This is a genomic window from Jannaschia sp. R86511, assembly GCF_042466345.1.
GTDB lineage: Bacteria > Actinomycetota > Actinomycetes > Actinomycetales > JBBAYJ01 > Aquipuribacter.
In genome coordinates, this window is sequence record NZ_JAXHCD010000001.1 from 213,138 (window position 1) to 239,829 (window position 26,692).

A 26,692-nucleotide genomic window follows, 5' to 3' on the forward strand; every position below is an offset into this window, starting at 1 on the left:
CAGACGCCCGACCGGACCGGCGGAGGGGTTCGCCCCGCTGGGGCCCACCGACACCGACCCGACGGCGGTAGCCCCGAAGCCGCCGTCACGCGTGGCATGGGCCCTGGGTCGGTGCCTGCGCGAGGGCGCGCTGCTCGGGGCGCTCGTCGGCGGGCTCGCCTACGGGCTGCCGCTCCTGCTGGCGGCGGTGTCCGGCCCCCGGGCCCCCGACCCGTTCGACCCCCAGCCCGTCGGACCGCTCGACCGGCTGTGGGACGCCCTGGGCTCGTTCGTCCTGTGGTCCGGCTTCGGCCTCGTGCCGGGCGCCGCCGCGGGGCTCGTGGTCGGCCTGCTGTGCCTGGCTGCCGCGACCGTCCTCACCGTTCGCGGCCGCACGCGGGCGACGTGGGTGCTCGTGGCCGTCGTGCTGGCGGTGGCGGCCCCGGCGCTGACGGTGACGCTGGGGTCGACCGTCGGCGGGTCGTCCCGGTGGTGGCTGGGCTCCGGGCTCGCCGCGGCGGCCCTCGGGCTCTGGCGCACCCGGGCCGCACTGCGCGTCCGGGACCGGCAACGGGAAGCCGCCGACTCGGCCGATCAGCCCGAGGTGGCCGCCGCTGCGATGGGCCCGGTCGGTCCGCACCGGTGGTGGCTGGTCCGCCGGACGGTCGCCGAGGGAGCCGTCTGGGGCGCCGTGCTGGGCGTCACCCTGATGTCGGTGCTCTTCTACGCCCGCCAGCACGAGGAGGCCGGTCGGGGCGTCGCTGACCCCGTCGGACCGGCGGACCTGCTCGGGATCGTGTTCTTCTCGGGCGCGGCGGCCTGGCCCGGCGCCCTGATCGGGGTCGTCCTGGCCCTGCTGGCCCTGGCCGCCGCCGCGGTCGCCCGCGCCCTCTCGCCCGCGGAGGGCGGGCTGGCCCGGCTGGCGCCCACGCTGGTGCTGGGCGGCGTGATCGTGCTCCCTGGGCTGATCCTCTCGCGCGATGCGGTCCTGGTGTGGCTGGCGATCGCGGCGGTGCCCGTGCTGCTCAACGCCTGGCGGGCCCGGAGCGTGGTCCGCGCACTGGACCGCCGCCGCGCGCTGGACGCCGGCTGAGCCGCAGCGGGCGCCCACCACCGCCGGCCCGTCGTCACCGTTCGCAGCCCAGCCGTCCCCGTCGCGGTCGAGCTCGCGGCTGCAGCCCGGCTCACCTCTCTCGTGACCCCTAGTCCCGCAGGTATCCCGTCTCCGGGTCGACCTGCTCGAGGAAGCTCTCGATGCTGGCGCGCAGCTCGTCCACCGTCGCCCGCCCGGGCCCGTGGCGGGTGGAGCTGAACCCGTAGCCGGCGGGGCCGTCAAGCCAGTCGAAGTCGTAGACCTCGTCGGCACCGGGTCGACGACGGACGACGAAACGCTGGTCCCCGACGGTCAGCTCCAGGCCCTCCACCACGTCGATGCTGCCAGCCCCGCCGGTACGAAGGCCGTCAGAGCGTCATGCGTCCGGGCCGGTGCTGCCGCTACCCGCGCCTTCCGAGACCAGCGGGGCACGGCGCCGCTGCACCCGGGCGACGGCCCACCAGGCGAGCCCGGCCCCCGCCGCAGCCGGCAGCGTCCCGACGGCGGCACCCGGCAGCGGGATGCCGGTGATGGACGTGGCTCCGTACCGGCACGTCTGGCCCGACAGGTCGAGGTCGTCGCACTGGCTCCATGGAGACACGGGGTACAGGAGCACCACCGCCGCCAGGGCCGCCAGCAGCGGCAGCAGGGCCCGACGCGCCGCGACGACCAGGGGGAGCCGGCGGCCCGGGTGCACCAGGGCGCCGACCAGCGGGGCCAGAAGCCCGGCCGCGGCGACGGCGGGAACGGCCGAGAGCGCACCGGTCGGGAGCGGAACCCCGACGGCCGAGGTGACACCGGTGACGTGGCAGTCGTCGCCACCGCACATCAGGAACCACGACATCGGCCACAGCACCACGAGCGCCACCGCGGCGGCCAGCAGCGGCGGGAGCACCGAACGGCTCGTCACCTGGTCAGCATGACCGACCGCCGAGGCTCGCGGGCAGCGTCCACGTCGATCGGCGTCTGGCAGGCTGCACGGGAGGAGGTCGCAGATGCTGGCGTGGATCGGTCACGGCGCGCTGACGCTCGGCCTGGGGCTGCTGCTCGTCACGCTCCTCCGCCGCCCGGCGGAGGCGTCGCAGTACCGACGCCCCCTGCAGGCCTGGGCGGCGGGTGGCGCGCTCCTCGGTCTGGTCGTGCTCCTGGCTGCGGCCGTGGCCGCGCAGGACCTGGTGTCCGCCCTCCGGGTGGCCGTCCCGGTCCTGCTGCTGGTCGCGCTCGTGTTCGTCGTCCGGCGGGCGCCCGGCACGGACTCCGAGGGACCCTCCGCGTAGGTGCCACCATCTCGGCGAGAAGGTTCGTCGCGTCCTGCCGCCGCTCTCACCTGGGAGCGGATGACGGGAATCGAACCCGCACTATCAGCTTGGGAAGGTCCTCGCCCCGACAGAACGTGATCGTCCACCACACTGCGTGGAGTGCTCGGGTCGCCCACCTGGCCGGTCGTCTTCATGGGTCATCGGGCGGATCGGTTGGTGCCGCGGCGATCGGGCACGTGGCGGGCACGGGTGTCGTCGGTCCCCTGCGACGTGGGTCGTCACCAGCGCGCTTGCCGCGGACCCCTCCCGCGAGGACCTCGACTGTCGTTCACCTGACGCTCATCCACAGATGTCATGTCGCTCCGTTACGACGGGCAATTCATCCTCTACCGTCCGAAACGGCGCACCCGCGTCGAAACACCTCATAGCGCGTCCTGCTCTGACCGTCCTCCGCCCGGGGGATCCAGAGTCGCTATGGCTCGGGACCCGCGGGCTCCTCACCCGAAGGAGAACCCGCCCATGAACACGTCCCTCACCGCACTGCTCGCCGTCCCGACCGGCACGCCCGTCAACGTCGGCGGCATCCAGGACCTCCTCCTGCAGCTGCTCGGCGTCGGCCTGGTCGTCGTCGCGATCATCGTCCTGTTCGGCGTCAAGCGCTCCAGCATCGGCGACGCCCTCGGCACCTTCGCCATCGTCGTCATCGCGCTGCTCATCGCCGGCATTAGCGTCCCGCTCATCACCGGGACCAGTGACGACATCCTCAACTTCCTCCTCAACTGAGCGTCGTCATGCTGATCGGCAACGACGACGCCATCTGGCGCTACCAGCCCCGCCTCATCGACCTGCGTGGGTGGACCGTGCTCGGGCAGCCCCGCTACACGGTCCTGGCCATCGGCTCGGCCGTCACCGCTCTCGTCGCCCTGCCGCTGGTCCTGGTGTTCGGGCTCTGGCCGGGGGGGCTCTACACGCTGGCCGTCGGGTTCGTTGCCGGCTACCTGCTGGCGCCCTACTTCACCAGCGAGCAGCCCCTCATGGCCTGGCTCGCCTACGCCCGGGGCGAGCTGCGCGCCACCCGCCACTGGGTCCGTTGCCGCCGCGCGACCGGCCGGGCCCGTCCGCTGCGTCACACGTTCTCGAGGGAGTCGACATGAGCACACGCGTCCGTCTGCGCCGACGCGCCGACCAGCATCCCGACACCACCGCCACCACCGACGCTGCGGACCTGACGCATGTCGCCGACGGCCAGCACCGCGCCCGGACCAGCCGCTGGACCGCCTGGCGCTCGACTACGTCCAGCCCGGCCGACTTCCCCCCGTTGCCGCTGGCGCTGCGCGGCATCCAGGGCAACGTCACCATCACCCGCAAGGGCCTGCGCGCCTGGTACCGGTTGGGCCCGCAGCAGTGGTCCTGGCAGGGCGACGAACGCCGCGAGAACCTGATCCGGCAAATCGGCGACACGTACTCCGCCCTGGCAGGCCGAACGATCCACCTCCGCAGCGTCCAGCGGCCCTACCCGATCCACACCTGGGCAAAGGCCCTCGCCGACGACACCCCCGACCCGGTCAGCCGGCAGGCCTGGGGCGAGCACCTGGTCGCCGTCCAGCGTCACCTGCGCGGGTCCACGTTCTCCGACACCGAGACCTACCTCGGCGTCAGCCTGCAGGTCACCCACCACGGCGACCGGATCAGCAAGCGCACCACGGCGAAGCTCACGACCGACCTCACCCGCCTCGACGCGCTGCTCGGAACACCCGGCCTCGACGGAGTCCGCGCCACCCAGGGCGAGGTCGAGTGGCTGGTCCACCGCAGCCTCGGCCTCGGCCTGCCCCAGCCCCACACCACCGTCGACGGCATGACGGTCCCGCTGGAGGCGTCGGACCTGACGATGTTCACCGGCACCCTCGACATCGACCCCAGCCCCGGCCGGCCCCACGTGCGCCTGGTCGCCCGCCCGCAGCGCACCGGCGACGCCACCACGCTGGAGCGGTACCTGGCCGTGCTCAGCGTCGGTCGGATGGAGGGGCTGACCATCCCGCAGTCCCACCTTCCGTGGATGGCGTACGCGAACTCCCTGCCGTTCCCGGTCGAGTGGTCCGGCAGCATCCGAGTCCTGTCCGGGCGGGAGGCGGCAGCCTCGATGCAGACCCGTATCGACCAGGTCGTCGACCAGGAGCAGCAGTACACCGCCAGCGCCTCCGTCGAGGTCCCACCGTCGCTGCGTCGCACCGGGGAGCAGGCCCGCGCCACCGCCGACGAGATCGCCGACGGAGGAGTGCACGCCGTCGCCCGCATCGACGGCCGGTTCCAGCTCGCCGTCACCGCCGCGTCGCCGGCGGAGCTCGAGGACCGCGTCAACGCCGCGCTGAACCACTACCGCGACTACCGCGTCGAGCTGCACCGCGACCCCGACCAGTACGGCCTGCACCGCGAGTTCATCCCCGGCGAACCCGCCGCCTCGAGTGCACACCGCCGCCGCGGGAAGACCGAGTTCCTTGCCGCTGGTTTGCCGCACCTGTCCAGCGCTGTCGGCACCCGTGACGGCTCATACGTCGGCTACACGGTCGGGACCTCACGTCGGGCGGTGGCGTGGAACCTGCACCACGCCATGGAGGTCCGCGAACGGTCCGGCTTCACCCCCGTCATCGGCGGCCTCGGCTCCGGCAAGTCCGTCGTCGTCGGCTCTCTGGCCTACGACGCGACCCTGCGCGGGATCTGCACCACGGTGTTCGACCCGTCCGGCCCGCTGGCTCGCCTGACGCTCATCCCCCAGATCGCCGCGGTGTCGCAGTACGTCGACCTCCTGCGGTCCGAGGCCGGGACCTTGTCGCCGTACGCCGCTGTGCCGGAGCCGGAGCGGCACAACCTCGTAGACGACGAACGTCTCATGGGTCTGCACGGCCCGGCTCACGAGGAGAAGCTCGACGAGGTGTTCGCCGACGCCCTCTACCTCGCCGGGCGCCGTCGGATGCAGCTGGCCACCGACACCCTGCGCCTGCTGCTGCCGCCGGAGATCCGCCGGGCCCGGGAGTCCAGCCACGTCATCCGCAACGCCGTGCGCCACGTCGGGGGCGGCCACGACGCGTCCCTCGGCCAGGTCCTCGACGCCATCCGCGCCGATGCTCGTGACGCCGACCACGAGATCTACGACGTCCTGCGGGACATGGCCGAGTTCCCGTCCGCCCGCCTGTTCTTCACCGCCGGCGACACCAGTCAGCCACCGGTCCGATCCGCGGAGCCGACGCTGCTGGTGTTCACCCTCGGCGGGCTGACGCTGCCGGAACCGGACGCGGAGGAGACGAACTGGACCGAGGACGAGCGGATCAGCGTGCCGCTACTCAGCCTGGCCGCGAACTACGCCTCCCGCCGCGTCTACGGCCGCCGGATGGGCGAACGGAAGGTCGTCGTCATCGACGAGGCCCACGCGCTGCGCCGCACCCCCGCCGGGCGGGCGCTGGTCGAGCGGTTCGCGCGGGACTCCCGCAAGTGGAACACCCGCGTCCTCGCCGCGTCGCAGAAGCCCGGTGACCTGCTGTCCCTCGAGGCGGGCGGGCTCATCGATGAGTGCATCATCGGGGGGATCGAGGACCCCGACGAGGCCGCCGCCGCGCTGCGTTTGGCTCGCATCCCTACCGGCCTCGGTTACGAACGGGCCGTCGCCACCCTCGCCCTCGGAGGCCTCCGACCCCACGTCGGACAAGGACGCACGGGCGCCCGCGACGTCATCCTCCGCGACGCCGACGGCTACACCGAACGCGTCCGCTGGGACCTCGGCCACCTCCCCCACGTCCTGCAGGCCCTGGACACCACCGCCGTCGGCAACCCCACCCGCCCCGATCAATCGCATCCCATCGACCTGCGCAGCACCAAGCACGCCGCGACCCACCGGGGACACCGAACCCCGGACGTCACACGACTGAACGGGTCTGAAACCGGCACCGACGCGCACGCCGAGGACTGGAGCGTCGCATGAGCACCGCCCGTCGCGGCCTGCTCTGCCTCCTGCTCCTGACTGCGGTCCTGCTCGGGACGGCGGCGCCGGCCACAGCCGCCGCGACGCCTGGAGTCTCCTCAGGCGTGACAGTGGCGACACCGCAGCTGCCGGTGCCCGGCCTGCCCGACTGCCAGACCCCACCGACCGCCGAGTCTCCCGACCGGGGCCTCGGAGGCTTCATCACCCCCCGCCCGGCCGACCCGCCACCACGGGACGCGAACCCGTTCACTGACGGCTCCGGCGTCAGCCTCTACGAGACGACCGGCCTCGCGGGCTACCGCTGGCACATGTACGTCGACTCCTGCGTGCCCGGCCCCGGACAGGCCACCAACGGCGCGCTCACCTCCACCGCGAACTCGCTCATGTCGCTGCCGGTCCTCGCGGTCGGCGTGGTCGCCACCCTCGCCGACACCGTCTACAACCAGACCTGGCTCGAGGTCTTGGACAAGCCCGTCGCCTACGTCTCCGACGCTCTCTATGAGGGTTTCACCCGACCGTTCTTCCCCGCCATCGCGGTCGCCGTCGGCGTCCTCATGATCATCAGCATCCGGCGGGCCCGTCTGTCCGCGGCCATCGGCACCGGCTGCCTCGTCCTGGTCGCCGCGACCCTGGCCGCGTTCGCCGCGAGCTACCCCAGCAGCGTCGCCAACGTCACCGACCAGGTCACCGTCACCGCCATCGTATCCGTCAACGGTGCCATCGCCGGCAGCGACGACGCCGATCCCGCGGCCGCGACCGTCGCCCCGCTGGTCGACGCGATCCTCTTCGACCGGTGGGTCGCGGGGACCCTCGGTGACTCCTCCTCCCCGACCGCCCGGCAGTACGGCCCCGAGCTCTACCAGGCCTCCACCCTCTCCTGGGCGGAGACCGAGCTCGTCCGCAACGACCCCGACGGCGCCGGCGCGGACCTCATCGACGCCAAGCGACAGCAGTGGAGGGAAGCCGCAGACGCCGTCCGGGCGAGCGACCCCGACGCCTACGAGTACCTCACCGGGGCCCGCAGCCTCGACCGGGTCGGCCACGCGCTGGTGGCGCTGGCGCTGGTCGGGATCCTGCCGTTCCTGCTCATGAGCCTGCTGCTCGTGGCCATGAGCTATCTGATCATCCGGCTCGTCGTGATGTTCCTGCCCCTGGTGGCGCTCGTCGCGCTCTTGCTCAAGGGAACCCTGCGCAGTCTCGCCAGCCTGGTCGCCGCGGCCCTCATCAACAGCGTCGTGTTCGCCGTGGGTGCCGCCGTCACGGCCTTCCTCTACGGGGTGTTCCTGTCCGCCGACTCCGGCATTCCCGCGCTTCTCGGGATCCTGCTCGCGTTCGTCGTCGGCATCGCGATGTGGATCGTCCTCAGCCCCTACGGGCGCCTCACCACGATGGTCCGCGGCAACGACGCTGTAAAGACCAGCACCGCCGAGTACCGGAAGTACAAGAAGGGCGCCACCGAACTGGCCGGCAGCGCAGCCCGCTTCGCTGGAGGAACCGCGAAGGTCGCCGCCGGCGCCCTCCTCGCCAAGAAGCTCAGCCAGAAGGACGACGACGACACGAAGACTCAGACCGCGTCGGAGCCCTACCGGATCGGCCCAGACACCATCCGACCCGAGCACTTCGCTACCGCCGCACCCCCCACACCGGAGTACCGACCGCGAACCGGACCCCCCTCGGAGCTCGAAGGTGCTCCCGCACCTGCTGCGATCGCCGGGCCCCACATGCCAGCGCTGCCCGCCCCCCGAGGCCCCGCCGGCTCGCCCGACACCAGCCCGCCGGATCTGGCCCCCCAGGTCACCACGTCGACTGGCGCCCATGTCGCCGCGACCATGGCCGCCCAGTCACCCGGCCACAGCACCAGCACCGCTCCGACAGTCACGGTCGACGAAGCTCAGACCGAGACGCTGGGCCGTCCCGAGACCATGCCCATGCGGGACTTCGACGCCGTCGTCGTGGACGGAGAGACCGTCACCGTCATCCACACCCTCGACGGCCCCGTCGTCGATCACTACGACCCCACCCACGCCGAACCTGGCACCCGCCCCGCCCAGGTCGTGCCCGGCGACGTCGTCACCTCCCGCAAGGAGGGCCTGCCATGAGCCGCCGCAGCCGCCTCTTGGTCGCAGCACTGCTCCTCGCGGGCGTTGGGACCGTGCTCGTCGTCACGAGGATCACAGGCACCGACGCAACAGAGCAGGGCGCGCTCCCTGAACCGACCGTGTTTCTCTCAGCGACGGCTCGCGTCGTACGGCCCGAGGCGGAGATCCCCAGTGACTCACCAGCGGGCGGCGACACGTCGCAGCTGCTGCCACCTGAAGCGGTCGTGGTTCCAACGTCGGGCCCGACCGGTGAACCGGGTGCCGCGGACCTCATCACCGTGACCGAACGCGCCGTGCTGGCCTGGCAGTCACCCGACGACCAGACACGGACGAAAGCACTCCGCACCCTCGCCACCACCGAGTACCAAGAGATCGCCGCCACCATCGACGCCACCCGCGTCCCCTCCGCCCACCCCGAACGGGTGCTCCTTCGCAACGAAGCCGACGGCCAGGCCCTCGTCGACGTCCAGCTCGAGGACGGCACCCGGCTCGCCGCCATCCTCATGCTCGAGCAGGACCAGTGGCTGCTCGCTGATCTGCAGCCCGTGCCCGACTCCGACGCCCTGGATGTGTCCTGATGTGGCACACGCTGGCGATCCACGCCGCGGCGTCTCTGCCCTGGGGCAAGATCATCGCCGCCGTCATCGGCGTCCAACTCACGATCGCCGGGCTGGTCACGCTGCTCGTGCTTAGCGTCACCGTCGAGACCGAGCAGACCGACACCCGCGGCGACTGCACCGTCACCGTCAACTCCACCGGCCTCGACGTCGAGGGCCTGAACGACGCCCAGCTCGCCCACGCCGCCACCATCGTCCAGGTCGGACGACAGCGCGCCCTGCCCGACCAGGCGATCCGGGTCGCTCTCGCCGTCGCCGCCCAGGAGTCGAAGTTCCGCAACTACGCCAACGACGGCACCGGTGACCTCCGCCCCGACCAGCGCGGCGTCTCCCGGTCCCTGGCCTACCCGCACGACGCCGTCGGCCGCGACCACGGCTCGGTCAACGTGTTTCAGCAGCAGTACCCCTGGTGGGGCACCCTCGACGAGCTCATGGACCCCGTCTACGCCGCCGGCAAGTTCTACGACACCCTCCTCGACGTCCCCGGCTGGGAGCAGTTGCCGCTCACCGTCGCCGCGCAGCGTGTCCAGCGCTCGGCGTTCCCCAACGCCTACGCCCAGTGGGAGTCACTCGCCGATGAGGTCCTCACCGCCCTCTCCGCCACGTCCGCCAGGCCCGCCGGTGCCGTCGCTTCACCAGGCGCGGTCGCCCTCGAGCAGACCTACGCCAGCGCCACCGAGCGTTGCCAGGACCGAGCCGTCCCCGCCGACTTCACCGCCCTGCCCGGTGCCTACAGCGGGGAGGTCGCGGTCAACGTCGCGGCGTCCTGGATCGGCACCCCTTACTCCTGGGGCGGCGGCACCACCAGCGGACCCAGCGAGGGCTTCGCCCAGGGCGCCGGCATCGTCGGGTTCGACTGCTCCGGGCTGATCTTGCATGCCTGGTACCAGGCAGCGGGCATCACGCTCCCGCACTCCTCCGTCGCCATCGAAGCCATGTCGACCCCTGTCCCGCCCTCGCAGGCCCAAGCCGGAGACATCTTGTCGTTTGCCACGGCCGGCGGGTCCCGAGTGAGCCACGACGGTCTCTTCGACGGCCGTGGCGGCATGATCCACGCGCCCCGGACCGGGAAGACCGTCGAGTACGTGCCCGACGTCCTCAACGACCCCTACTGGTCCGACGTCCTCGTCAGCATCACCCGACCACCACTGCCCGCCGGCCCGAGCTCGACGAACAACGCCCCGCAAGCCGCCGGACTCGCTTCCTGGTCTCTGTCCGAGCCTCGTCGTACGGTCACAGCATGGTGACCGAGCCGGTGTATCCGAAGGTGGCCTCCGACGGCTCCCTCGTCGTCCCCATCCGGCCACCAGAGCCCCGTGAGGCCGTCGCCGTAGCCGACTATCCGGGCCCGGTCCGCGGTGAGCGGGTGGTCGTCCTACAGGCCAGCGCATGGGTGTTCGATGTGCGGGCGGTCAGCGAGAAGCACCGCGACAACCGCGGGCGCCTGGTCGTCGACGTCGTCCACGAGGAGGCGTACTACGCAGGCCGCACCGCCGAGCCGACGACCCTCAACGCCGAGATCGTATTCGTCGAGCGTCCACGAACGGTTTGATGCCACGCCTTGAGAAGAGACGCCGGGGCACTAGACAGGTGTCTGGATGTCCCGCGATTGCACTCACGGTCGCCTGGCGCAGAACCGCAAGATGTCGCTGAGGACAGCTTGTGATGCCTCACCCTACTCAGGAAATGGTCGGGTTACGTGACTGTCCCTTCCCTGCGCATCACTAGGTTGTCGGAGTTCGCTACAGTTTCGTGGATACGGAGCGCGAAGTCCGCCGCTGTCGTCCCGGTCTCCTCATGTCGCCGGTTTGCCAACACCCGATTGACATACGATCGACCCGAGCCGCGGTCAAGTTCGGGATAGAAGCGCTCAAGCTTCCCCTCACGAACCAGCAAGATTCCACGAGGCGCCAGAACTTGAAGCAAAAATGTCACGTCGTCGAAAAGAGGGCCTTGTAATGAATTCACTCCGCCCCGCTTAACCCCTTGCCACCCTCCTTGAGCGCGTGACAGCCTGCTCAACTCCGCTTTGGTCGCGTCATCAATGGGCGCTTCTGCGCGCTCTTCCGCCAACGACGCCAAGAGAGCCCGCAACTGCCTGACCGTCGGGGCCGATCTTTGGTCATCTATTTTCTGATTCAATCGATCCAGACACGATCTCTCGGCATCGGTCAACCCAACCCCGGCCGCCAGACAAAGCTTGTCGACAAGTTCTGGATTATCGAGCACATCTATGTCGCCGACGGCAACCGCCTTAATTCTCAAGTCCCGCAGAATCTCCACTGCGCGCGGTAGAGCACCCTTGCCACCCACCCCAATGAACAAGAAGTCATGCGGGGCCAAGTGGCGTGTGGCAGCATCGACGTGCGCTTCGTAGAATCGAGCGTCCGAGTCGTCTTCTGTCACGACCACTCCGCGGTGAAAGAGTCCGTCCACGATGCGGGAGTAATTCATCAAAGGATCGGACCAAAGCTCCTTGACACGGGCGGGGGAGAGCAAGTGCATGGTCCTAGCGCCTTGGGCCGTGTGATCAAGCCTGAGTATTGCGACGTCTCTCGCGCCTCGCCCCACGCCCTCAAGGACACCCTGGACGAGGTCTCGGCTATGTGTCGCGAGGAAGATCTGACCCCTCGAGGGTCCATCTTGCGCGAGGACTGTGCCCAACTGTCGCGCCTGAGGCGGGTGCAGGAATGCTTCCGGCTCGTCGATGAACGTTAAGAATCGATCACCCGTCATGACGTCAAGTAATAAACTAGCGAAACTCCTTACCCCGTCCCCCTCGTCATTAACGTTGGGCAAATCGTCGAACGCCTCCAGTAGGTCGCGACTGGCCGGTAGAGACGCTGCGCCGAACTCAATATTTCCAATGCGCAGTGACGTCCCGGCTGGGTCGAGCCGGTTAATGCAGACACGAAAACCAAATGCCCGAAACATTCGGTCCGAGACTCTCTTCTCCAGGTCTGCATCATCAACCAGGAAGTGAAGAGCATGGGAAGGACTCTGCCGCGTGTCGCGTATTGGCGCTTCATTGCTTAAATTGAGTCGCTCGGCTGCGCCGATATACCGAGCCACAAATCGCCGGAGCGGGCCAAGGTGACTCAGCGTCGGCTCTCGCCTGGTCAATTCGAACGCGCGCTGGACTGCCTCAAGGTTCCAATTGGGTGTGTTCATGGCATCCTCTGGGCGAAGGGATAGCATCCCAGCGTAGTGCGGCTCAGAGGTTACCCTTCCTGCACGATCGTTGAACCACGCTTCAATCGCGGCCTGGCTTCCGGACACCTCGACCGACGCGTCGGCCAGCCATCGACGTTGTGAGGATCCTCGGCTGTCGTAAACGCCTTCACCCGTAATCCCACCGTAGATCTCGCGCAGAAATGTCGACTTTCCCGAGTTGTTGGGTCCGACAACAACGATGATCCCCGTGGCAGGGAGCTCCGTCTTGAGGCCAGCAATATCCGTAATGGACTGCAGACCAAAGCCAAGCTGCTCTCCCGACCCTGGGTCTTGCTCCAGTTCGCCCTCGTAATTCGATGTCACCGCGCACTGCCCTCCCTCGTTGCTAGCATCATCTCGCAAGCGGCCGGGGTCTGACCCCAACTCTGGTGGTAAGGGTGGTGATCCCGTCGCGTCGGCCAGCTGGGCTGTAAGCCGGCCCGGTGGTGGTCTGTCCAGGATGACGTAGTCACCGCGTAGCGGCCGTAGGTCCTGGACGGGCCGGCGCCGGGGTGGCTGGCCTGTGGCTGGTCGTCGCGGCGGGGTCACCGCCCTGGTGCCTCCCGCGCATCCCGGAACCGAGGCCCGGGGTTCGGGGCGGAGCCCCGTTGCCGTCTGCTTATCGAGCGACCGGGCCTTCGCTTGGGTCCGAGTCGCGAGGCAGGGAGTCGCTTTACACCCCGACCGGGCCCTCCTGTCGCCATTTCAACATCCGCGGTCGACGGTCGACAGCGCCTTCACCGCTCGCTTGGATCCTCCCACTTAGTGGTTGCGACCCTCCGAAATGGGGGCCTAGTAACCCCAGCCTGTCAAGAATGAGGGCAGGCGACGCCTGAAACGCCCGCTCAGGCGGCTGGCCCTAGGCACTAGGAAGCGTACCTTGGCAGAGTTCAGCTTTTTCCATTCGGTGCTGCCGTCCCATTTGGCGGGACGGCAGTCTTTGGCGGCCCGCAGCTCATAAGCAAGTAGCCAGTCCTCTGACGACAGGGCACCTGGTCGTTCGGCACGCTTGACAGCTTGACCCAGATCCACGCTGGACAGAGTGATGGGTCGTCTCTTGGTTTCATCCACCAGAAGGACTAGAGATGCGTTGTCATCCATGTCGGCTATTGATTGTCCAACGGTGGCATCTAGAGGAAGGTCGAGGTCGCGCAAAATGGTCAGTATCCACGATACCTCAAAACCGTGATCTAGACGGGCGTGCTCTTGACAAGTTTCGTTGAGGACGGATACCAAACGATCAGCGTCGACCTTCAGACCGTGAGCCTTAGCGAAGGTAAGGACCTGGTGCGCATTTCGTAGGACACTTGGTTCCTGGGATATCGATGCGACCACCAGGTCTCGATAGGTGGGCCAGCTCGTTGCACCACCCGGGAACGGGTCGCTACGCTTAATGGCATAGCTCAACACGCCATCCGTGGGAAACTTCTGTGCTTGATCAAAGGCGAGAGTGAAGAGATCGATCAAGTCTTGGGTTTGGTGTACGTCAGTATCGTCGCGGAACCGTGCTTGTCTCAGTACAGGAACCCAAGCCGAGTCGATGGGACGGATGCCGTCTTCCACCGCGACTTTATTCGGGTTCAGGGACAAGCCGAAATCTCGCAAGATCTGCTCGTATCTCCCGAGCACTTCATAAGCCTCGGCGGTGGACGATGCATAGAAGACCATGTCGTCGACGAAACGAAATGCACGACTACTGAGTCTTGGAAATTCTCGACAGAGTGCCTCGTCGACACGCGCCAAAACCAGCTCCGACACGAGCAGTGAGGTGTCGGGCCCCACCGAGACGCCGATTGTTTGACCGTTGCGTGATTCGCGAACGTAAGCGTCCAGCAACTGACCCGTGGTGCGCGACGAAGAACGCATTGCACGCTTAGCGGCTGCCTTCCCGTGTACAGCCCAATCAATCGCATGCGTGTAAATCGACGAATAGAACGAGGAGATGTCTGTTCTTAGTGTCACCGAGCCGCCGGGCATGCGTGAGACCGCAATGCCGGATCGGCGGTCAACACCGTGAATGTAGCGCACGGATCGACCGCCTCGTGAGCTTCGGACTGGTCGAGTGAGGGAGATGGGGCTCTTGGCGGTCACGCGCTGTATGACGCTCCAGTGAGCTTCACACATACGGGTCAGGTTCAGTTGGCTCATTGGGTTTGGTATCTCCATGGATCGCCTTAAGCCGCCAGCTCGCGACAAACTGAACGAGACCGGTGCTGTCCAGGGACGTCGCCCAGACGGGGAGGGTAGACCGCCTGCTGCACCAGCGAAGCCCACTGAAGAGAATGAGCTAGGCATCTCCACCGGGAATAGACCGTGACTCAGAGCTTTGTCTGCTCGCATCAGGCCGAGCGTAGTCGGCCCGCGGTCGACACGGGTAGGAGTCGGGGAACTGTGCGAATCGGTAGCGTGCCGCCGCGGCTGCCACCAGATCCTAGGCGCGGCGCAACCCACCGGGATGCTCCCGCGCAGTCCGCCCGCGCCCGGAACGGCGCCCTCGCCGCATGCCCGGCGCGGGCGGGCCGGCGAAGCCGGCCCGCCTTGATCCCATAGAGGTCAACGGAGCAACCCGCTTGTGGCCTGGTGGTGCCTGCTCGTGCACTGCTCGCTGCTCGTCGGGCCAGGCACGATCAACTAGCTTCCGCCCGTGAATCCTTTCGCGCTGGCGGTCCTCGATCCGTTGCGCTTGTCGGTGCAAGTGCACTGATGGCTAGCGACCACGCAGCGACCTGGCCTTTGCGTGTGGGTCGGGTTGCTACTGCCCGAACCCCTTCATATGGGTCCATGAGCCAGCAGCGTCGGCAACGTCGTCTTCCGAGAGCAGCAGGTAGCGCCAGCGACCATTCGCCTGTCCAGAGTTGTTCACCGTGTTCGCCCAGGTCAACGCAGCTCGACGCTTCGCGATCACTTCTGCTGAGGTCATCTCGCGGTTCATCTTCGTCTCGACCAACCAGCAGGTTCGAGCCCCGTCCATCTCTTCGATGACGACTAGGTCGGGGTTGTACTCACGTCCCTCAATTGTCCACATGATCGGAATGTCGCCTCGGTGCAGGCGCGCCCAGACAACCACCGAAGGGTCGTTGTCGACTGCCTGCGCGGCACGGAACTCTGGCGAGCTGTCGAACCAAGCGAACTCGTACAGGTTCTTCTTCCAGTCGTTGTAAGCCACGGCACGACGGAAGGTCCCCTCGTGACTGTCTTCGTGAAGGCGCTGCGCTCTGCGAAGCTTGTCGAGGTTGTTGGTGCGCACTTCCTCGCTGAAGGTGACGTCGCTGCCAGCGAACTGCCGTAGCTGCCCCGCAACCAGGTCCTGCAGCCGCCGTGATGCGCGATCCAGATACGCAGACAGACTCGCCTCGGCGCTCTCACCCATGGCGTCAACGACTGCTTGAACGATCGCCTTTGCGGCTACGACCTCGCCAGCGCGGCGCTCCACGCCCCGTACTTGCATGACACTCTCCACGAGACTTCGCTGCAGTTCATCGAACGGCAGGTCAAACGCGGTGGCCTGAACGACATCCTCCGCTCGGCGAGCCTGGATGCGACCACCCTCGGCGGCGAGCACTGTGCGACGAAGGGCAGTGTCCGACTCGCTCGTCAACGTCCGGCCCAGGCGGGAGAAGGGCGTCATGTTGTGCACCTGGTTGAGGGAGACTGCTCGAGCCTGGGCCACACGTTGCACCCAGGGGACCTGGATCGGGGACCTTCCGAGGATTGGGAAATGTTCCCTCAATTCGCCTGAGGCCTCGTTGGCGCGTTCTTCGGCCTCTCGGACGCGCTCCTGAAAAGACTGAACCCTCGCCGCGGGCGTGGCCTCCTCCGTGCCCTGCTCCGACGTTTCGGCAACCTGGCGGGGCAGCTCTGTGGTCGGCTCGAAGGTGACAGGCGCCTCTTGGGTTTGCCGGCGTGCCACGGTCCTCCCGTCTCGCGTCTGACGGGCGGCGAAATAGACTCGGTGGTCGACAAACGACTTGTTGAGTGACTCTCGGCGCCGCAACAGATCTTCGTAGCGCTCATGAGCCAAGACCTCGACTGTGTTGAGCATCTCGTCATCCGTGTAGCCACCGAACGGCAGGCGCATACCGCGCCCAAGGGTCTGCTCCGTAAGCACGTCTGAGATGGATGGTCGCATCGAGGCGATTACGTAGACGTTCTTAACGTCCCATCCTTCCTTGAGCATCCCTACTGCGATGATGATCCGTACAGGAGAATCGGGATCCTCCACGGCGTCCAGAGCGGCAAGCCCGTCCTCCTTATCTTCGCCGGTCAACTCGGAGTGGATGAGCAAGGTCGATCCTTGCCATCGGCCACCATCGAAGGAGGAGGACTCGAACATGTCGCGGAACTCATCCGCACGTCCAATGTTCTCGGCGATGACGAGCATCACCGGATTGACTAGCGGCAGGTCATTCTCCCTGCAGAAACTATGTGCGACCCGCTCCTTGGCCCGCAGCAGGGTGACTCCGTCCAGCAATTTGGTGCGGTCGTCGTGACGGTCGTCCTGCCGCGCCACCAGCACCGGTGTTTTGACGAACTTGTCTTCGATAGCCGCGGCCAGGGGATACCGGAAGATAATGAGGTTTTCGTCGCGCCTATCAGGGGTGGCAGTAACTCCGATGACCACCTCCGGGTTGAGGTTTGCAATTGTACGGGCGAAGGCTTGGCCGCGGTAGCAGTGATGCTCGTCGGCCAAGATGACTAAGTCATCGAGGCCAGCAAGGAATTGGTAGAAAGAGCCCGCCAGCGTCTCCTGATACTCGTGCGTCTCCCGGCCGTCCCCTGTCGCCGAGGTTAGTGCTTGCACGGTGAAGACGTAGAGTTTGGTGCGGGACGCATCCTTCATGACGGCCAGCGTCGCTGGACTCTTGAAATTGTTCTTATCGATCACATATGGGTCTGAACGCAGGAGGTGTGTGATTGATTTGGGGTGTCCGGGCGTGAAGTTGTTGACCGACTTGTCCCGGATGGTGCGTCCGGGGGCCAGCAGCAAGAAATTGCGTGAAGCATCCTCAGCCCCCGCAAGGTATTCCATGATTCCCGCCATGATGTAGGTCTTCCCGACACCCGTGGCTGAGTCGACGATCATCTCCAGCGGTCTCTCTTTGCCTTCGACATCGAAGTACTGAGAGATCACGTTGGCGACGGATTCGACTGCAAGCGCGTTCGGGTCTCGCAATGTCAGACGATGACGGACCTCCTCAAGCAGGTTGCTGTCAACGTTTAGGTCAGACATTGGGTGTCCTCGGCTCCGTCGGGCTGCTGGCGTCCTGTTCGCTGCGCTTGCGGGTAAACGGAGACCCCTTGGCGGCTTTCCTCCGATACGAATTTAAGACTGAATCCGGAATGGCTTCCAGCCGTGACCCCGGCCGTTCCACGCGTAGCTTGGTGGACGCGCTGTCGTCGTATTGTGTCGCCCAGACTTGCACAATCTGACCAGTTGGCACCTGTTCGAGTATCGAGGCGATCGTGCCTTCTCCAACCAGCCCGTCCACGACGACGTAGCGCACAGTGCCCTTACTTGCCGCAAAAATGCCGTCTGGCTTGTAACGAACCTCCAATTGGGCGCACATGGCTTTTGCCAGCGCGCCGTGGGTCGCCCAGTCGGCCAACACAACAAAGCCATCAACGTCCTCGAACATTGATGGTCCGACCTCCAGATGAACGAATCCACCGCCGCCGTGCCAGAGTTGCGTCCTCACGTCGACGGTGTCTGTTCGCTTGACAAGGGCAGATTTCACGGACTTGGTGATGTCCAACTCCGACAAGTCGGAGTTGCTGACCTTGCGAAGTAGACGAGTAAGGTACGTGACTTCTTCCGGATTTAGGGGCGACACACCGGCTCGAGCGGCCTCTCGAATTGCCTTCAGCAGCTCGGCTCCGGCGTCCAGCGTCAGCGGGGCCGTGGCCACATCCTCGCTATCTCCTTCGGTCTCGGGTGTCTCCTCAGAGGCCAGGAGCCGTTTGAGATTCGTCTGCCACTGCTGAGCTGTTCTCGGGGCGACCTTCGACGGGAGCGTCACCCCTGGAGCGGCTTGACGCTCCACTCGGCTGGTGATCCCACCAGGATCTTCGCCCGCAACGACCTTCGTCAAGCGGGGCTTGGTGAAGGTGTTCATGGTTGCGGCACGCAATTCACTTGCTACCCACCGTCGACCCAATTTGTGGGCCACGGCGGCGGTCGTTCCGGAGCCGGCGAAGCAGTCAAGGACGATGTCACCGGGGTTGCTGCCGACACGAATGATTCGCTCCAACAGGCGCTCCGGCTTTGGAGTCGCGAACGGCGTGATGTCGGGGAACATGGCTTGGATCTCTGCCTTGCCCTCGATGTTGGCGCCGACTTCGGCGGCAGGCCACAGGGTTCCTGGGATGCGGTCTATGTCGGTCTGGTGTGCTTTCAACTGAATGCCACGACGGGCCTTGTTCGTTAGATACACGGACGGCCAGTTGCCTGCGTCATAGCGCGCCTTCGCCATCCTGGCCCCCACTTCAAGTGGTACCGCCAGCATGATTGCTTTAACGCCCTTGCGCACCTCGCCGGGCTTGACCCCACAGATGAATGCACGCTTAGGGGCATCGTCGATTTCGCGTAGCTCGTACGGGGCGTATTCAGACATTTGCTCCAAGAACCAGGACTGCTCCCGACCCCAGCAGCGCCCAACCTTGGTGTACATCAAGGCGCCAGTTATCGGGTGCTGAATGGCGTACACCATGCCCTGGTGAGATTTCGCGCCCGGTGCGTCGGTAGGATTATCGCGCCACGGAATCGGGTCCCCGTCCTGAGACTTGTGCCGCGAGTCCGACAATGCCAACCGCGGAAGACGATTGATTCGCCAAGCCCTCGATTTCTGATAGACCAGAATGGCGTCCTGCGAGACGGTCATCTTGTTTGTGTTGTTGCGGGGCGTGACAGCCTTCTGCCATGCAATCTCAGCAACGAAGTTCTCCGGCCCAAACTGTTCGTCCAGCACCACCCTGCAGCGGTGAGACTCGACATGGTCGAGGTGCACCCAGACTGATCCATCGTCGGATAGCAATGGCTTGATCTGCTTGAGGCGGTCCCGAAGCAGCGTGAGCCAGATTGAGTGATCAATGCTGTCCTCGTAGTGGTCGAACGTCTCGCCGGTGTTGAAGGGTGGGTCGATGTACACCAGTTTTACATTTCCGACGTAGCGCTCTGAATACTCGGGGGTTTTGCTGAGTGCGTCGAGGACGTGCATGGAATCACCAGTGACCAATAGGTTGTCGTCAGTCGGTTCGGGTAGCCCATCCGGGTAGCTGGCCGCGCGGATGCCCTCTACTTGCTCAACGAACTGAAGCAGACGCACCTCGGAGACGCGGTAGTCGCTCGGTTCAACGAACGTGTAGTCGTACTGGCCATCGCCCACCGACAAGATTGCCTTGTCCTTGTCCGTCCACGTCAGCTCCAGGCCACCGCTGTGCTTCCCCACTCGTCGTCTCCCCGTTCCTTGCGCTGGCTGCTGGTCGGGGGTCAGTCTGCCCCAGCGGAGCTGGGCGTCATGTCCGCCTCGGGCGAGTCCCCGACGCAGCCTGAGTAGGGTCCGGCTCGCTCAGGGCCAGGTGTACCGAGGCCTCGCGTGCTAGGTCACGGCCGACCCCGACCAGCTGCAGTCGAGTGGCGATCCCCTCGCGTCGGCGGTCTCCGTGTCGGGCGGGAGGTACGGATCCAGGGCTGGCACACCGACCGTGCAGCGGCATTAGCGTTGCTGCCGAACCTTCCGCCCGACATCTCCCTGCGGTCGCTGACGTGAGGGGATCACCACGTGGTTGGCTAACCGCCGCATCCTCGAGCGGAGGGCAGCGTGTGGGGCGGAGCCCCGCGGTCGTCACCGTTTGGCGCGTTATCCACCGATCGAGTGCAAACGGTCGGCGAAAATCTTCGTCAGGCTGGCTAGGGCGGCAGCGCCCTTCGCCGCGGTGGCTGCTGACGGCTTGCCGACCACGCCGGCGGTTGTCAGAGCCCGCATGCCTTGGGTTAGTAGGAGGCGGCGGTCCGGGGCGAAGTGGTCCGCGCGCTGCCACCCCTCGCGGACGAGAGTGTGGTTGAGGTGCAGCAGTAGGGAAGTTTCGAGCTCCCCGGCGTGCATGTCGGTGCTGTGGTCCGTGTCGCAGCCGGCGGCCGTCCGTGCCTCAGCCCATTCGGCCTTCTCCGGGTAAAGGGCGACATGTCGGGGTCCGCGGTTGACCTGTTGGACAACGTTGCTGAGGACGTAGTTGCCTCCGTGCCCGTTAACGATGACGGTACGGGTGATGCCCTGTCGTGCGAGGCTGTCGAGCACGTCATCCACTACGGCGGCAAGGGTGGTCGCACGAATGCTGACGGTGCCGGGGAAGTCCTCGTGCTCGTGGGAGCAGCCAATGGTGACGGGCGGCAGCAGGAAGAGTCCGTAGGCGTCGGCGATCGCGGTAGCGACGGCGGCAGCGACGAGGGTGTCCGTGGCTAGGGGAAGGTGACCACCGTGCTGCTCGAAGCTACCGACGGGCAACACCGCGATGTTGGGGCTGGCGTCGCGGACCTCGTGCGAGGTCGCTGTGGTGATCACTTGTGCCTCCTGTCGACAGCCGACGTGCAGGTATCAGCCTACGGCGGCGAGGCGAAGCAGGAGCGGCTGGACGGAGGGGTCCCGGCGGTGGGTGCTGAGACGGTTTCGGACACGGCGCAGCGTGCGTGCTGTCCGAGCCGACGGCGCCGCGGCGTGGATGGCCATGCTTGCGGTCGCCGCGTTGCACGCCTCGTCGACGGCGTCGAGGCAGGCGTGGGTATCCGCCAACCTCGCAAGGCACAGCGCCTGGTCTCGTTCCTGGTGGTACGGCCAGGCGTCGAGCGCGGCCACAAGGTGCTCGATGGCGTCCGGTGAACGGCCGAGGACTCGCAGCGCCTGGGCCGCCTCCATGTGAACGTAGGACGGAGAGCAGTAGTGGCCGGGGTGGTCGGCAGGGGTCGGCTCCCGGACGGCGGCCAGGGCTTGGTCGATGGCCCTCGCCGTCGCTGCGGTGTCTTCCACCTGCGCGGCGGCGAGAGCCACCTGGCGACCGGCCAGTGCCCTTGTCGCACCGGGAAGGCCCACCGCACGCCGTTGCGCGAGCTGGGCCAGGTCGAGGGCATCCTGTGCTCGGCCTGCATCACTAACGATGGCAGCGCGTCGAACGGTGACATAGGTTGCGAAGTCGTCGTCGCCCAGCACGTTCGCTTGGTCACCAGACCGGGCCGTCAACCGCTCTGCGAGCTTAAGGTCGCCGCTGTCCTGAGCCAGCCAGCCGGCCAGTTCGAGATAGCGGGCGCTGGCTCTCAGGAGTCGCTGCGCCGTCGCGCCGGACGCGCTTCGGCGCGCCTCCTCTAGCGCCTTCACCTGCGCCATGACGACGGGGCGGACGTCCGCAGGACCGACGACCTGGTCTGCAGTGACGTGAAGCCGAAACGCCGACTCGTAGTAGGCGACCAGGTCGGGACCGACCAGGCGCTTCGGCGCGAAGGGTTGCGGAGCAGGGTCATCGAACCCTAGATCTGCGACCGGCACGCCCAGGGCGTCCGCTAGTAGGCGCCGGTTAGTTCCGTCGGGGATCTGATGGCCGTTCTCCCAGCGAGACAACGCCACCTTCAGCGACGCGTCCGAAGCCAGCGTCATACCCCGACTCTCCGCTCCCGCGCGTACGGCATGCAGTAGACGCGACTGGGACCAACCGCGTTCACGACGTAGTGCGGAGAGCTGCGGTCGACTCCCTCGCAGGACAAGCCCGGCATCACCGTCCATAACGAACAGCATGACCCTCTTCGCCTGCCCCAGTGGGGACCGTTAGCGCGCCTGTGGACGAGTCGCGCTAACTGGCGCCATCTTCTGCGCCGCCACCAACTCCGCTGCCCTTGGAGCACGGCCCGGAACGGGCCCGAGACGAGAGGAGCGGGCAATGCCTGCATACGTGGTGGACAGCAGCAAGCAGCCGATGGTGGCCACAGGGGTTGTCGACGCGAAGTTCGACTGGGTCGAGACCGCCGGCGGTGGTCGCGCGCAGTCCGACGTCCAGACGCGAGACGACGACACCGGGATGCCGGTATGGGGCGTGGAGGTGATGTACCAGCAGGTGCAGTACGGCCGGACCAGCAGCGTCATCGCCTCCATCACGGTCCCGGCGTACGACCGCCCCGACGTCACCGCACTGGGCCCGATCACCTTCGAGGGCCTGAAGGTCGAAGTCCGGATCAACAAGAACACGGGCGGGCTGGTCGAGTACTGGTCCGCCGAGACCATCGCCGCTCCCGTGCCGGGATCCGGCCGCCGCCCGTCCGCCACGTCGAGCAGCACCAGCTCGTCCGAGGCGGCCTGACATGACCGCCGGCATGACTTCCACCAACGGCGCAGCTATGCCCTCTGGCCGGGTGGACGTCGTGGTGTGGGCCCGTGCTCTCGGCGTCGGCAACGGCGACGAGGTGTGGGACCACGTCATCAAGACCTCCGCGGACATCGCGCGGGTGCTGGACGAGCTCGCTGCCCTCATCGCCCGGGCCCGGGACTACCCCGACGACGAACTCCGGGGGGATCTCCTGCGGGCGTTCGGGCTGGTCGAGAACGTCGGCCACGAGGTGCTGCGGGTCGCACGCTCGACCCACGCCGACTGATGACGACAGCGCCCACGCCCCGTGAGACCACGGACGGTGTGAAGGCCCGCGACGGTCAGGGCCACTCACGCCGCTCTTGGGGGTCTTCCGGCCTTCTGGTCGTGATGTGCCGGCGCGGCTGGTGGGTTCTACGGCTCGTTCTGGCCGACGCGACGAGGCGCCCGGTCCGGACTCTCGTCGGCGTGGTCCTGCTGGGTCTTGGGGTGTACGTATGGGGCCTGTCCGCGCCCTGGCAGGTGCAGGCCAGGGTGGCTGCCGTGGCCGTTCTGTGCGGCCTGTTTCTGGCGCTGTGGCGGTGGCGGGCGCGCCGGTCGTACGAGTGGGCCATCGGCCGCTGGTGGGGCTCTTGGTGGCGCCGGCGGTACGTCTACGGCCCCTCGTGGAGGACGCTGGCGTTGCGGCACCGCTTGTACGTCACCGACCGTCGGGACGACCCGGGCGCTGGCCACGCCCTGACCCTCACCTGGGCCGACACCCCTCGGGCGCTGCGGCAGGAAGGTCAGTCAGTCGAGGTCGTTCGACTCAAGCGGGTTCGCTTCACCGGCTCCACCGATCACCTCATGATCGCGCTGCCCGCGGGCGTCTCGCCGGACACCGTGGCCGCGGCGTGCGACTCCCTCGCCCACGCGTGGCGGGCCCTGGCGGTCAGGGTGCGGCCGGCGGGTCCGGGGTGGGTGTGGCTGGACATCACCCGCGCCGACACCCTCGCCCGCCCCCTCGTCCTCGGCCGCGTCCCCCAGCTGACCGACCCGGTGGCGGTGCTCGCGGGGCTGGGTGGACTGTCGGTGGGGGTTCTTGAGGACGGCGCTTCGTGGCGGCTGCGGCTGCGTGGGGCGCACGTCCTCATCGCCGGCACGACGGGGTCGGGGAAGTCGTCGCTGCTGTGGGCGATCGTCGCCGGCCTCTCGACGGCGATTCATGCGGGCCTGGTGAGGGTGACGTGGTTGGACCCCAAGGGCGGCATGGAAGCCACCCCCGCCCGACCCCTCGCCCACGTCGTCGACCGCATCGACGACATGGCCGACGCCCTGGAGTCCCTGGTCGTCGAGCTCGACCAGCGCGCCGCCTCTTTGGCGGGCACCACTCGTCAGCACGTCCCGTCGTTGTCGTCGCCGCATCGGTTGGTGGTGGTTGATGAGCTCGCGACCCTGACCGCTCTGGCCGACAGCAAGACGACGCGGCGGGTCGAGGCCGCCCTCGGTGCCCTGCTGTCCCGGGGCCGGGCAGTGGGGTTCACGGTGATCACGACGACGGTGGATCCGTCCAAGGAGGTCGTGCGCTGGCGGGGTCTGCATGCGGTGCGGGTGGCGTTCCGGCTGGACGAGCCGATCCAGGTCGACATGGTCCTGGGCGACGGGGCCCTGCACCGCGGCGCCGTCTGCGACCGCATTCCCCTCGCCACCCCCGGCGTGTGCTTCGTCCGCCTCGACGGCATCCCCGACCCCCAGCGGGCCCGGGCGGTGTACGTCCCCGACGACACCATCGAGGAGCTCGGCCGCGCCTACCCCGCCCTTGCTGACGCAGGGCTGCCCGTCTTCGCGGGCCCTTCGACCGATGGGGGGATCGGTGGGGGTGAAGGGCTCTCCGGCAAGCCAGGCGAGGACGGGCAGCAGGGCCGAGTGGGGGAACTCGACCCGGAGCCCGACGCTACGCCTGGCTGGGCCAGCACCACCAGCCGTCCGGGCGTGGACGCCGGTTCGGCGGCGCACTCGTGAACAGCCACGCGCGGACCGTCACCCCGGAGACGCTGGCCGGGCTGGACCACCAGTGGATGACGCGCGCTTCGTGTGCCCGGCGACCGGATCTGCCCTGGACGGAGGACGCGCACCGGGTCCCGGACGGAGTTCGAGAGGCGATGGCGCAGCTCTGCCGGGCATGCCCGGTGTGGGATTGCTGCCGGCACTACGCCAAGGCGTCCTACGCGTCGGCCGGGTTCTGGGCCGGCAGCTTCCGCGACGGCGTCGACACCCCCGACCTCCTGAAACTGCTCACGGAGCTGGGCGACGAACCGCTCGGGGCGGACTGCGGCCAGGACGCCGACCGAGCCCGGCCGCCGCAGCGCAAGGCGGTGGCGACGTGACTGCCGTCCTCGACCGCGGCCTGGTCGACAAGGCCGGCACCCGGTGGACCACCGGAGAACAGCGCGTCGTCGACGACCCGACCCTGCGCGTGGACGGGCAGATGGTCCGCACCTGGGCCGAGCACGCGGGCGTCTGCGTCCGGCCCCTCCTTCGTCTGGTCGTGGACCATGAGACCGGGGACACGACCAGGGTCCCGATCCCCTGCAAGTCCACCCGGGAACGGGTCTGCCCACCGTGCGCGGCCAAGGCGCGGAAGGTACGGCAGCAGCAGTGCCGCGAGGGCTGGCACCGCGAGGACGAACCGGAACCTGATCTCGAGGACTCACCGGTGGATCAGGCGCCGGTCGACGAGGAAGGGGTTGACGCCGAGCTCGGCGACTCTGACGGTGATCGTCGGGTGCGATCGACCCGCCGCCGTGACGATGTGTCGGCTCTGCCGCGGGTGCCTCAGGAGAACCGCACGGTGGGCCGCACCTTCACCGGCAACCGCGGCCAGGTCTACCGACCGAGCATGTTCGTCACCCTGACCCTGCCGTCGTACGGGCGGATCACGCCCGGCACCGGCACCCCCGTCAACCCGGCCACCTACGACTACCGACGGGCCGCGCTCGACGCGATCCACCTGCCCCGGTTGTTCGCGCGGTGGGTGCAGAACCTCCGCCGCTGCGCCGGCTACAGGGCCCAGTACTTCGCCGCGATCGAGCCTCAGAAGCGCTTGGCGCCGCATGTGCACGTCGCCATCCGCGGTGCCGTCCCTCGGCAGGTGCTCCGTGAGGTGACGAAGGCGACCTACGTGCAGGTGTGGTGGCCCGCCTTCGACCACGTCGTCTACGACGAACACACCACCGGCGTCCCGGCTTGGTGTGACGGTGCCTACCGCGACCCCCAGACCGGCATGCCGCTGCCGGCGTGGGAGGAGGCGATGGACGACCTCGACGCCCAGCTCGACGCCGACCCGGGACAGCCGGCGGCGCACACGATGCGGTTCGGGCAGCAGACCGACGTCAAGGGCATCCTCGGCACCAGCGAGGACGCCGACCGGACGATCCGGTACCTGACGAAGTACCTGACCAAGAGCCTCGCGGACACGTTCACGCCCGAGGAGCCGGACGACCCGACCGCCGACCATGTCGGCCACCCCGACGAGTGGGACGCCCGCTCCGCCCGCCAGCAGGCCCGCGCCGCCGCCCGCCGCGCGGCGTACGAGACGCACGTGGACCGGTTGCACGAAGAGGTCCGCTGGCTGCCCTGCTCCCCGGAGTGCGCGAACTGGCTCCGCTACGGGATTCAGCCGAAGGACTGCCTGCCCGGCCTCGAACCCGGAAGGTGTGAGAAGCGGGCCCACGAACGGGACAACCTCGGCTACGGCGGCCGCCGCGTCCAGGTCTCCAAGCAGTGGTCCGGCAAGACCCTCGCCGAGCACCGCGCCGACCGCGCCACCGTCGTCAGGGAGACGTTGCTGGCGGCGGGCATCGAGGCCCCCGAGGTGGATCGGATGGGCGTCGATCATGTCCTCGACGACGGGTCCCCCCGGTTCACGTGGGAGGACGTCCCCATGCCTGAGGCGGACTACGCCGGCGCCATCTTGGCCGCGGTCCAGGAGCGCAACCGGTGGCGGGCGCAGTACGAGGCCGCGAAGCAACTGACGGCTACCACCGGACCCGGAGCGACCGGGCCACCCGGCGGGGCTGTGGATAACCCGCGAGGCAACCCGTCGAGCGGTCACGCTGCATAGGAGAGGAGAGGGC

22 protein-coding genes are annotated in these 26,692 nt (G+C 67.7%); 14 read left to right on the forward strand and 8 right to left on the reverse strand.

Annotated elements, in window-relative coordinates; translation table 11 throughout:
* Positions 1-91 precede the first annotated feature (91 nt).
* A complete protein-coding gene (locus SJY06_RS01050) occupies positions 92-1,072 on the forward strand; it encodes a hypothetical protein (protein ID WP_380163748.1) in 981 nt (326 codons plus the stop codon).
* A 109-nt stretch (positions 1,073-1,181) separates the two neighbouring features.
* Here SJY06_RS01050 and SJY06_RS01055 read toward each other — a convergent pair whose 3' ends face one another.
* Both SJY06_RS01055 and SJY06_RS01060 read right to left on the reverse strand, forming a co-directional pair.
* Entirely contained in the window at positions 1,182-1,403 is a 222-nt protein-coding gene (locus SJY06_RS01055) for a hypothetical protein (protein ID WP_380163750.1), read from the reverse strand.
* Positions 1,404-1,448: 45 nt separating this feature from the next.
* Positions 1,449-1,982: a hypothetical protein gene (locus tag SJY06_RS01060; protein ID WP_380163752.1), complete on the reverse strand. Its 534-nt coding sequence runs from the start codon at positions 1,980-1,982 to the stop codon at positions 1,449-1,451.
* Between the two features lie 85 nt (positions 1,983-2,067).
* On the opposite strand from SJY06_RS01060, the gene SJY06_RS01065 reads away from it, so the two are divergent.
* The 8 genes from SJY06_RS01065 to SJY06_RS01100 all read left to right on the forward strand — a co-directional run bounded on the left by SJY06_RS01065 (position 2,068) and on the right by SJY06_RS01100 (position 10,572).
* Positions 2,068-2,349 (forward strand): hypothetical protein, encoded by a 282-nt coding sequence (locus SJY06_RS01065; protein ID WP_380163754.1) that lies wholly within the window; start codon positions 2,068-2,070, stop codon positions 2,347-2,349.
* A gap of 501 nt (positions 2,350-2,850) precedes the next feature.
* On the forward strand, positions 2,851-3,114 hold the full coding sequence (locus tag SJY06_RS01070) for a hypothetical protein (RefSeq protein WP_380163756.1): 264 nt from the start codon (positions 2,851-2,853) through the stop codon (positions 3,112-3,114).
* A gap of 8 nt (positions 3,115-3,122) precedes the next feature.
* Positions 3,123-3,485, forward strand: a complete 363-nt coding sequence (locus SJY06_RS01075) for a hypothetical protein (protein ID WP_380163758.1) — start codon at positions 3,123-3,125, stop codon at positions 3,483-3,485.
* Positions 3,482-6,304, forward strand: a complete 2,823-nt coding sequence (locus tag SJY06_RS01080) for an ATP-binding protein (protein WP_380163760.1) — start codon at positions 3,482-3,484, stop codon at positions 6,302-6,304. The genes SJY06_RS01075 and SJY06_RS01080 overlap by 4 nt, the downstream gene beginning before the upstream one ends.
* Before the next feature lie 104 nt (positions 6,305-6,408).
* Positions 6,409-8,403 (forward strand): hypothetical protein, encoded by a 1,995-nt coding sequence (locus tag SJY06_RS01085; RefSeq protein WP_380163762.1) that lies wholly within the window; start codon positions 6,409-6,411, stop codon positions 8,401-8,403.
* Positions 8,400-8,981: a hypothetical protein gene (locus SJY06_RS01090; RefSeq protein WP_380163764.1), complete on the forward strand. Its 582-nt coding sequence runs from the start codon at positions 8,400-8,402 to the stop codon at positions 8,979-8,981. The genes SJY06_RS01085 and SJY06_RS01090 overlap by 4 nt, the downstream gene beginning before the upstream one ends.
* Positions 8,981-10,267, forward strand: a complete 1,287-nt coding sequence (locus tag SJY06_RS01095) for a C40 family peptidase (protein WP_380163766.1) — start codon at positions 8,981-8,983, stop codon at positions 10,265-10,267. The genes SJY06_RS01090 and SJY06_RS01095 overlap by 1 nt, the downstream gene beginning before the upstream one ends.
* Entirely contained in the window at positions 10,261-10,572 is a 312-nt protein-coding gene (locus tag SJY06_RS01100) for a hypothetical protein (RefSeq protein WP_380163768.1), read from the forward strand. The genes SJY06_RS01095 and SJY06_RS01100 overlap by 7 nt, the downstream gene beginning before the upstream one ends.
* A 143-nt stretch (positions 10,573-10,715) precedes the next feature.
* On the opposite strand, the gene SJY06_RS01105 is transcribed toward SJY06_RS01100, so the two are convergent.
* From SJY06_RS01105 to SJY06_RS01130, 6 genes are all read right to left on the reverse strand, one after another.
* Positions 10,716-12,557, reverse strand: coding sequence for an AAA family ATPase (locus SJY06_RS01105; RefSeq protein WP_380163770.1), 1,842 nt, complete (start codon positions 12,555-12,557; stop codon positions 10,716-10,718).
* Positions 12,558-13,025: 468 nt separating this feature from the next.
* Positions 13,026-14,261: an RNA-directed DNA polymerase gene (locus tag SJY06_RS01110; protein ID WP_380163772.1), complete on the reverse strand. Its 1,236-nt coding sequence runs from the start codon at positions 14,259-14,261 to the stop codon at positions 13,026-13,028.
* Between the two features lie 724 nt (positions 14,262-14,985).
* Positions 14,986-17,463: a DEAD/DEAH box helicase family protein gene (locus SJY06_RS01115; RefSeq protein ID WP_380163774.1), complete on the reverse strand. Its 2,478-nt coding sequence runs from the start codon at positions 17,461-17,463 to the stop codon at positions 14,986-14,988.
* Positions 17,456-19,678 carry a site-specific DNA-methyltransferase gene (locus tag SJY06_RS01120; RefSeq protein ID WP_380163776.1) on the reverse strand — a complete coding sequence of 741 codons (2,223 nt, stop codon included), beginning with the start codon at positions 19,676-19,678 and terminating at the stop codon, positions 17,456-17,458. Before SJY06_RS01120 ends, SJY06_RS01115 begins: the two co-directional genes overlap by 8 nt.
* A 411-nt stretch (positions 19,679-20,089) precedes the next feature.
* A complete protein-coding gene (locus SJY06_RS01125; protein WP_380163778.1) occupies positions 20,090-20,791 on the reverse strand; it encodes a creatininase family protein in 702 nt (233 codons plus the stop codon).
* A 33-nt stretch (positions 20,792-20,824) separates the two neighbouring features.
* Positions 20,825-21,874, reverse strand: coding sequence for a helix-turn-helix domain-containing protein (locus SJY06_RS01130; RefSeq protein ID WP_380163780.1), 1,050 nt, complete (start codon positions 21,872-21,874; stop codon positions 20,825-20,827).
* A gap of 280 nt (positions 21,875-22,154) precedes the next feature.
* On the opposite strand from SJY06_RS01130, the gene SJY06_RS01135 reads away from it, so the two are divergent.
* The 5 genes from SJY06_RS01135 (at position 22,155) to SJY06_RS01155 (ending at position 26,679) form a co-directional block, all read left to right on the forward strand.
* On the forward strand, positions 22,155-22,571 hold the full coding sequence (locus tag SJY06_RS01135; RefSeq protein WP_380163782.1) for a hypothetical protein: 417 nt from the start codon (positions 22,155-22,157) through the stop codon (positions 22,569-22,571).
* 13 nt (positions 22,572-22,584) lie between these two features.
* Complete coding sequence (locus SJY06_RS01140) at positions 22,585-22,863, forward strand: hypothetical protein (RefSeq protein ID WP_380163784.1); 279 nt, start codon at positions 22,585-22,587, stop codon at positions 22,861-22,863.
* A 257-nt stretch (positions 22,864-23,120) separates the two neighbouring features.
* The gene (locus SJY06_RS01145) at positions 23,121-24,578 is read left to right on the forward strand and encodes an FtsK/SpoIIIE domain-containing protein (protein ID WP_380163786.1); all 1,458 of its coding nucleotides are present in this window, start codon (positions 23,121-23,123) and stop codon (positions 24,576-24,578) included.
* Positions 24,575-24,943, forward strand: coding sequence for a WhiB family transcriptional regulator (locus SJY06_RS01150; RefSeq protein WP_380163788.1), 369 nt, complete (start codon positions 24,575-24,577; stop codon positions 24,941-24,943). The genes SJY06_RS01145 and SJY06_RS01150 overlap by 4 nt, the downstream gene beginning before the upstream one ends.
* Entirely contained in the window at positions 24,940-26,679 is a 1,740-nt protein-coding gene (locus tag SJY06_RS01155; protein ID WP_380163789.1) for a replication initiator, read from the forward strand. Before SJY06_RS01150 ends, SJY06_RS01155 begins: the two co-directional genes overlap by 4 nt.
* Positions 26,680-26,692: the final 13 nt, after the last annotated feature.

Excerpts from the sequence above, each read along its gene's own strand:
- SJY06_RS01135 (WP_380163782.1), top strand. The coding sequence starts at position 22,155 with ATGCCTGCATACGTGGTGGACAGCAGCAAGCAGCCGATGGTGGCCACA.
- SJY06_RS01095 (WP_380163766.1), top strand. The coding sequence starts at position 8,981 with ATGTGGCACACGCTGGCGATCCACGCCGCGGCGTCTCTGCCCTGGGGC.
- SJY06_RS01140 (WP_380163784.1), top strand. The coding sequence starts at position 22,585 with ATGACTTCCACCAACGGCGCAGCTATGCCCTCTGGCCGGGTGGACGTC.
- SJY06_RS01115 (WP_380163774.1), bottom strand. The coding sequence starts at position 17,463 with ATGTCTGACCTAAACGTTGACAGCAACCTGCTTGAGGAGGTCCGTCAT.
- SJY06_RS01075 (WP_380163758.1), top strand. The coding sequence starts at position 3,123 with ATGCTGATCGGCAACGACGACGCCATCTGGCGCTACCAGCCCCGCCTC.
- SJY06_RS01070 (WP_380163756.1), top strand. The coding sequence starts at position 2,851 with ATGAACACGTCCCTCACCGCACTGCTCGCCGTCCCGACCGGCACGCCC.
- SJY06_RS01080 (WP_380163760.1), top strand. The coding sequence starts at position 3,482 with ATGAGCACACGCGTCCGTCTGCGCCGACGCGCCGACCAGCATCCCGAC.
- SJY06_RS01100 (WP_380163768.1), top strand. The coding sequence starts at position 10,261 with ATGGTGACCGAGCCGGTGTATCCGAAGGTGGCCTCCGACGGCTCCCTC.
- SJY06_RS01065 (WP_380163754.1), top strand. The coding sequence starts at position 2,068 with ATGCTGGCGTGGATCGGTCACGGCGCGCTGACGCTCGGCCTGGGGCTG.
- SJY06_RS01130 (WP_380163780.1), bottom strand. The coding sequence starts at position 21,874 with ATGACGCTGGCTTCGGACGCGTCGCTGAAGGTGGCGTTGTCTCGCTGG.
- SJY06_RS01090 (WP_380163764.1), top strand. The coding sequence starts at position 8,400 with ATGAGCCGCCGCAGCCGCCTCTTGGTCGCAGCACTGCTCCTCGCGGGC.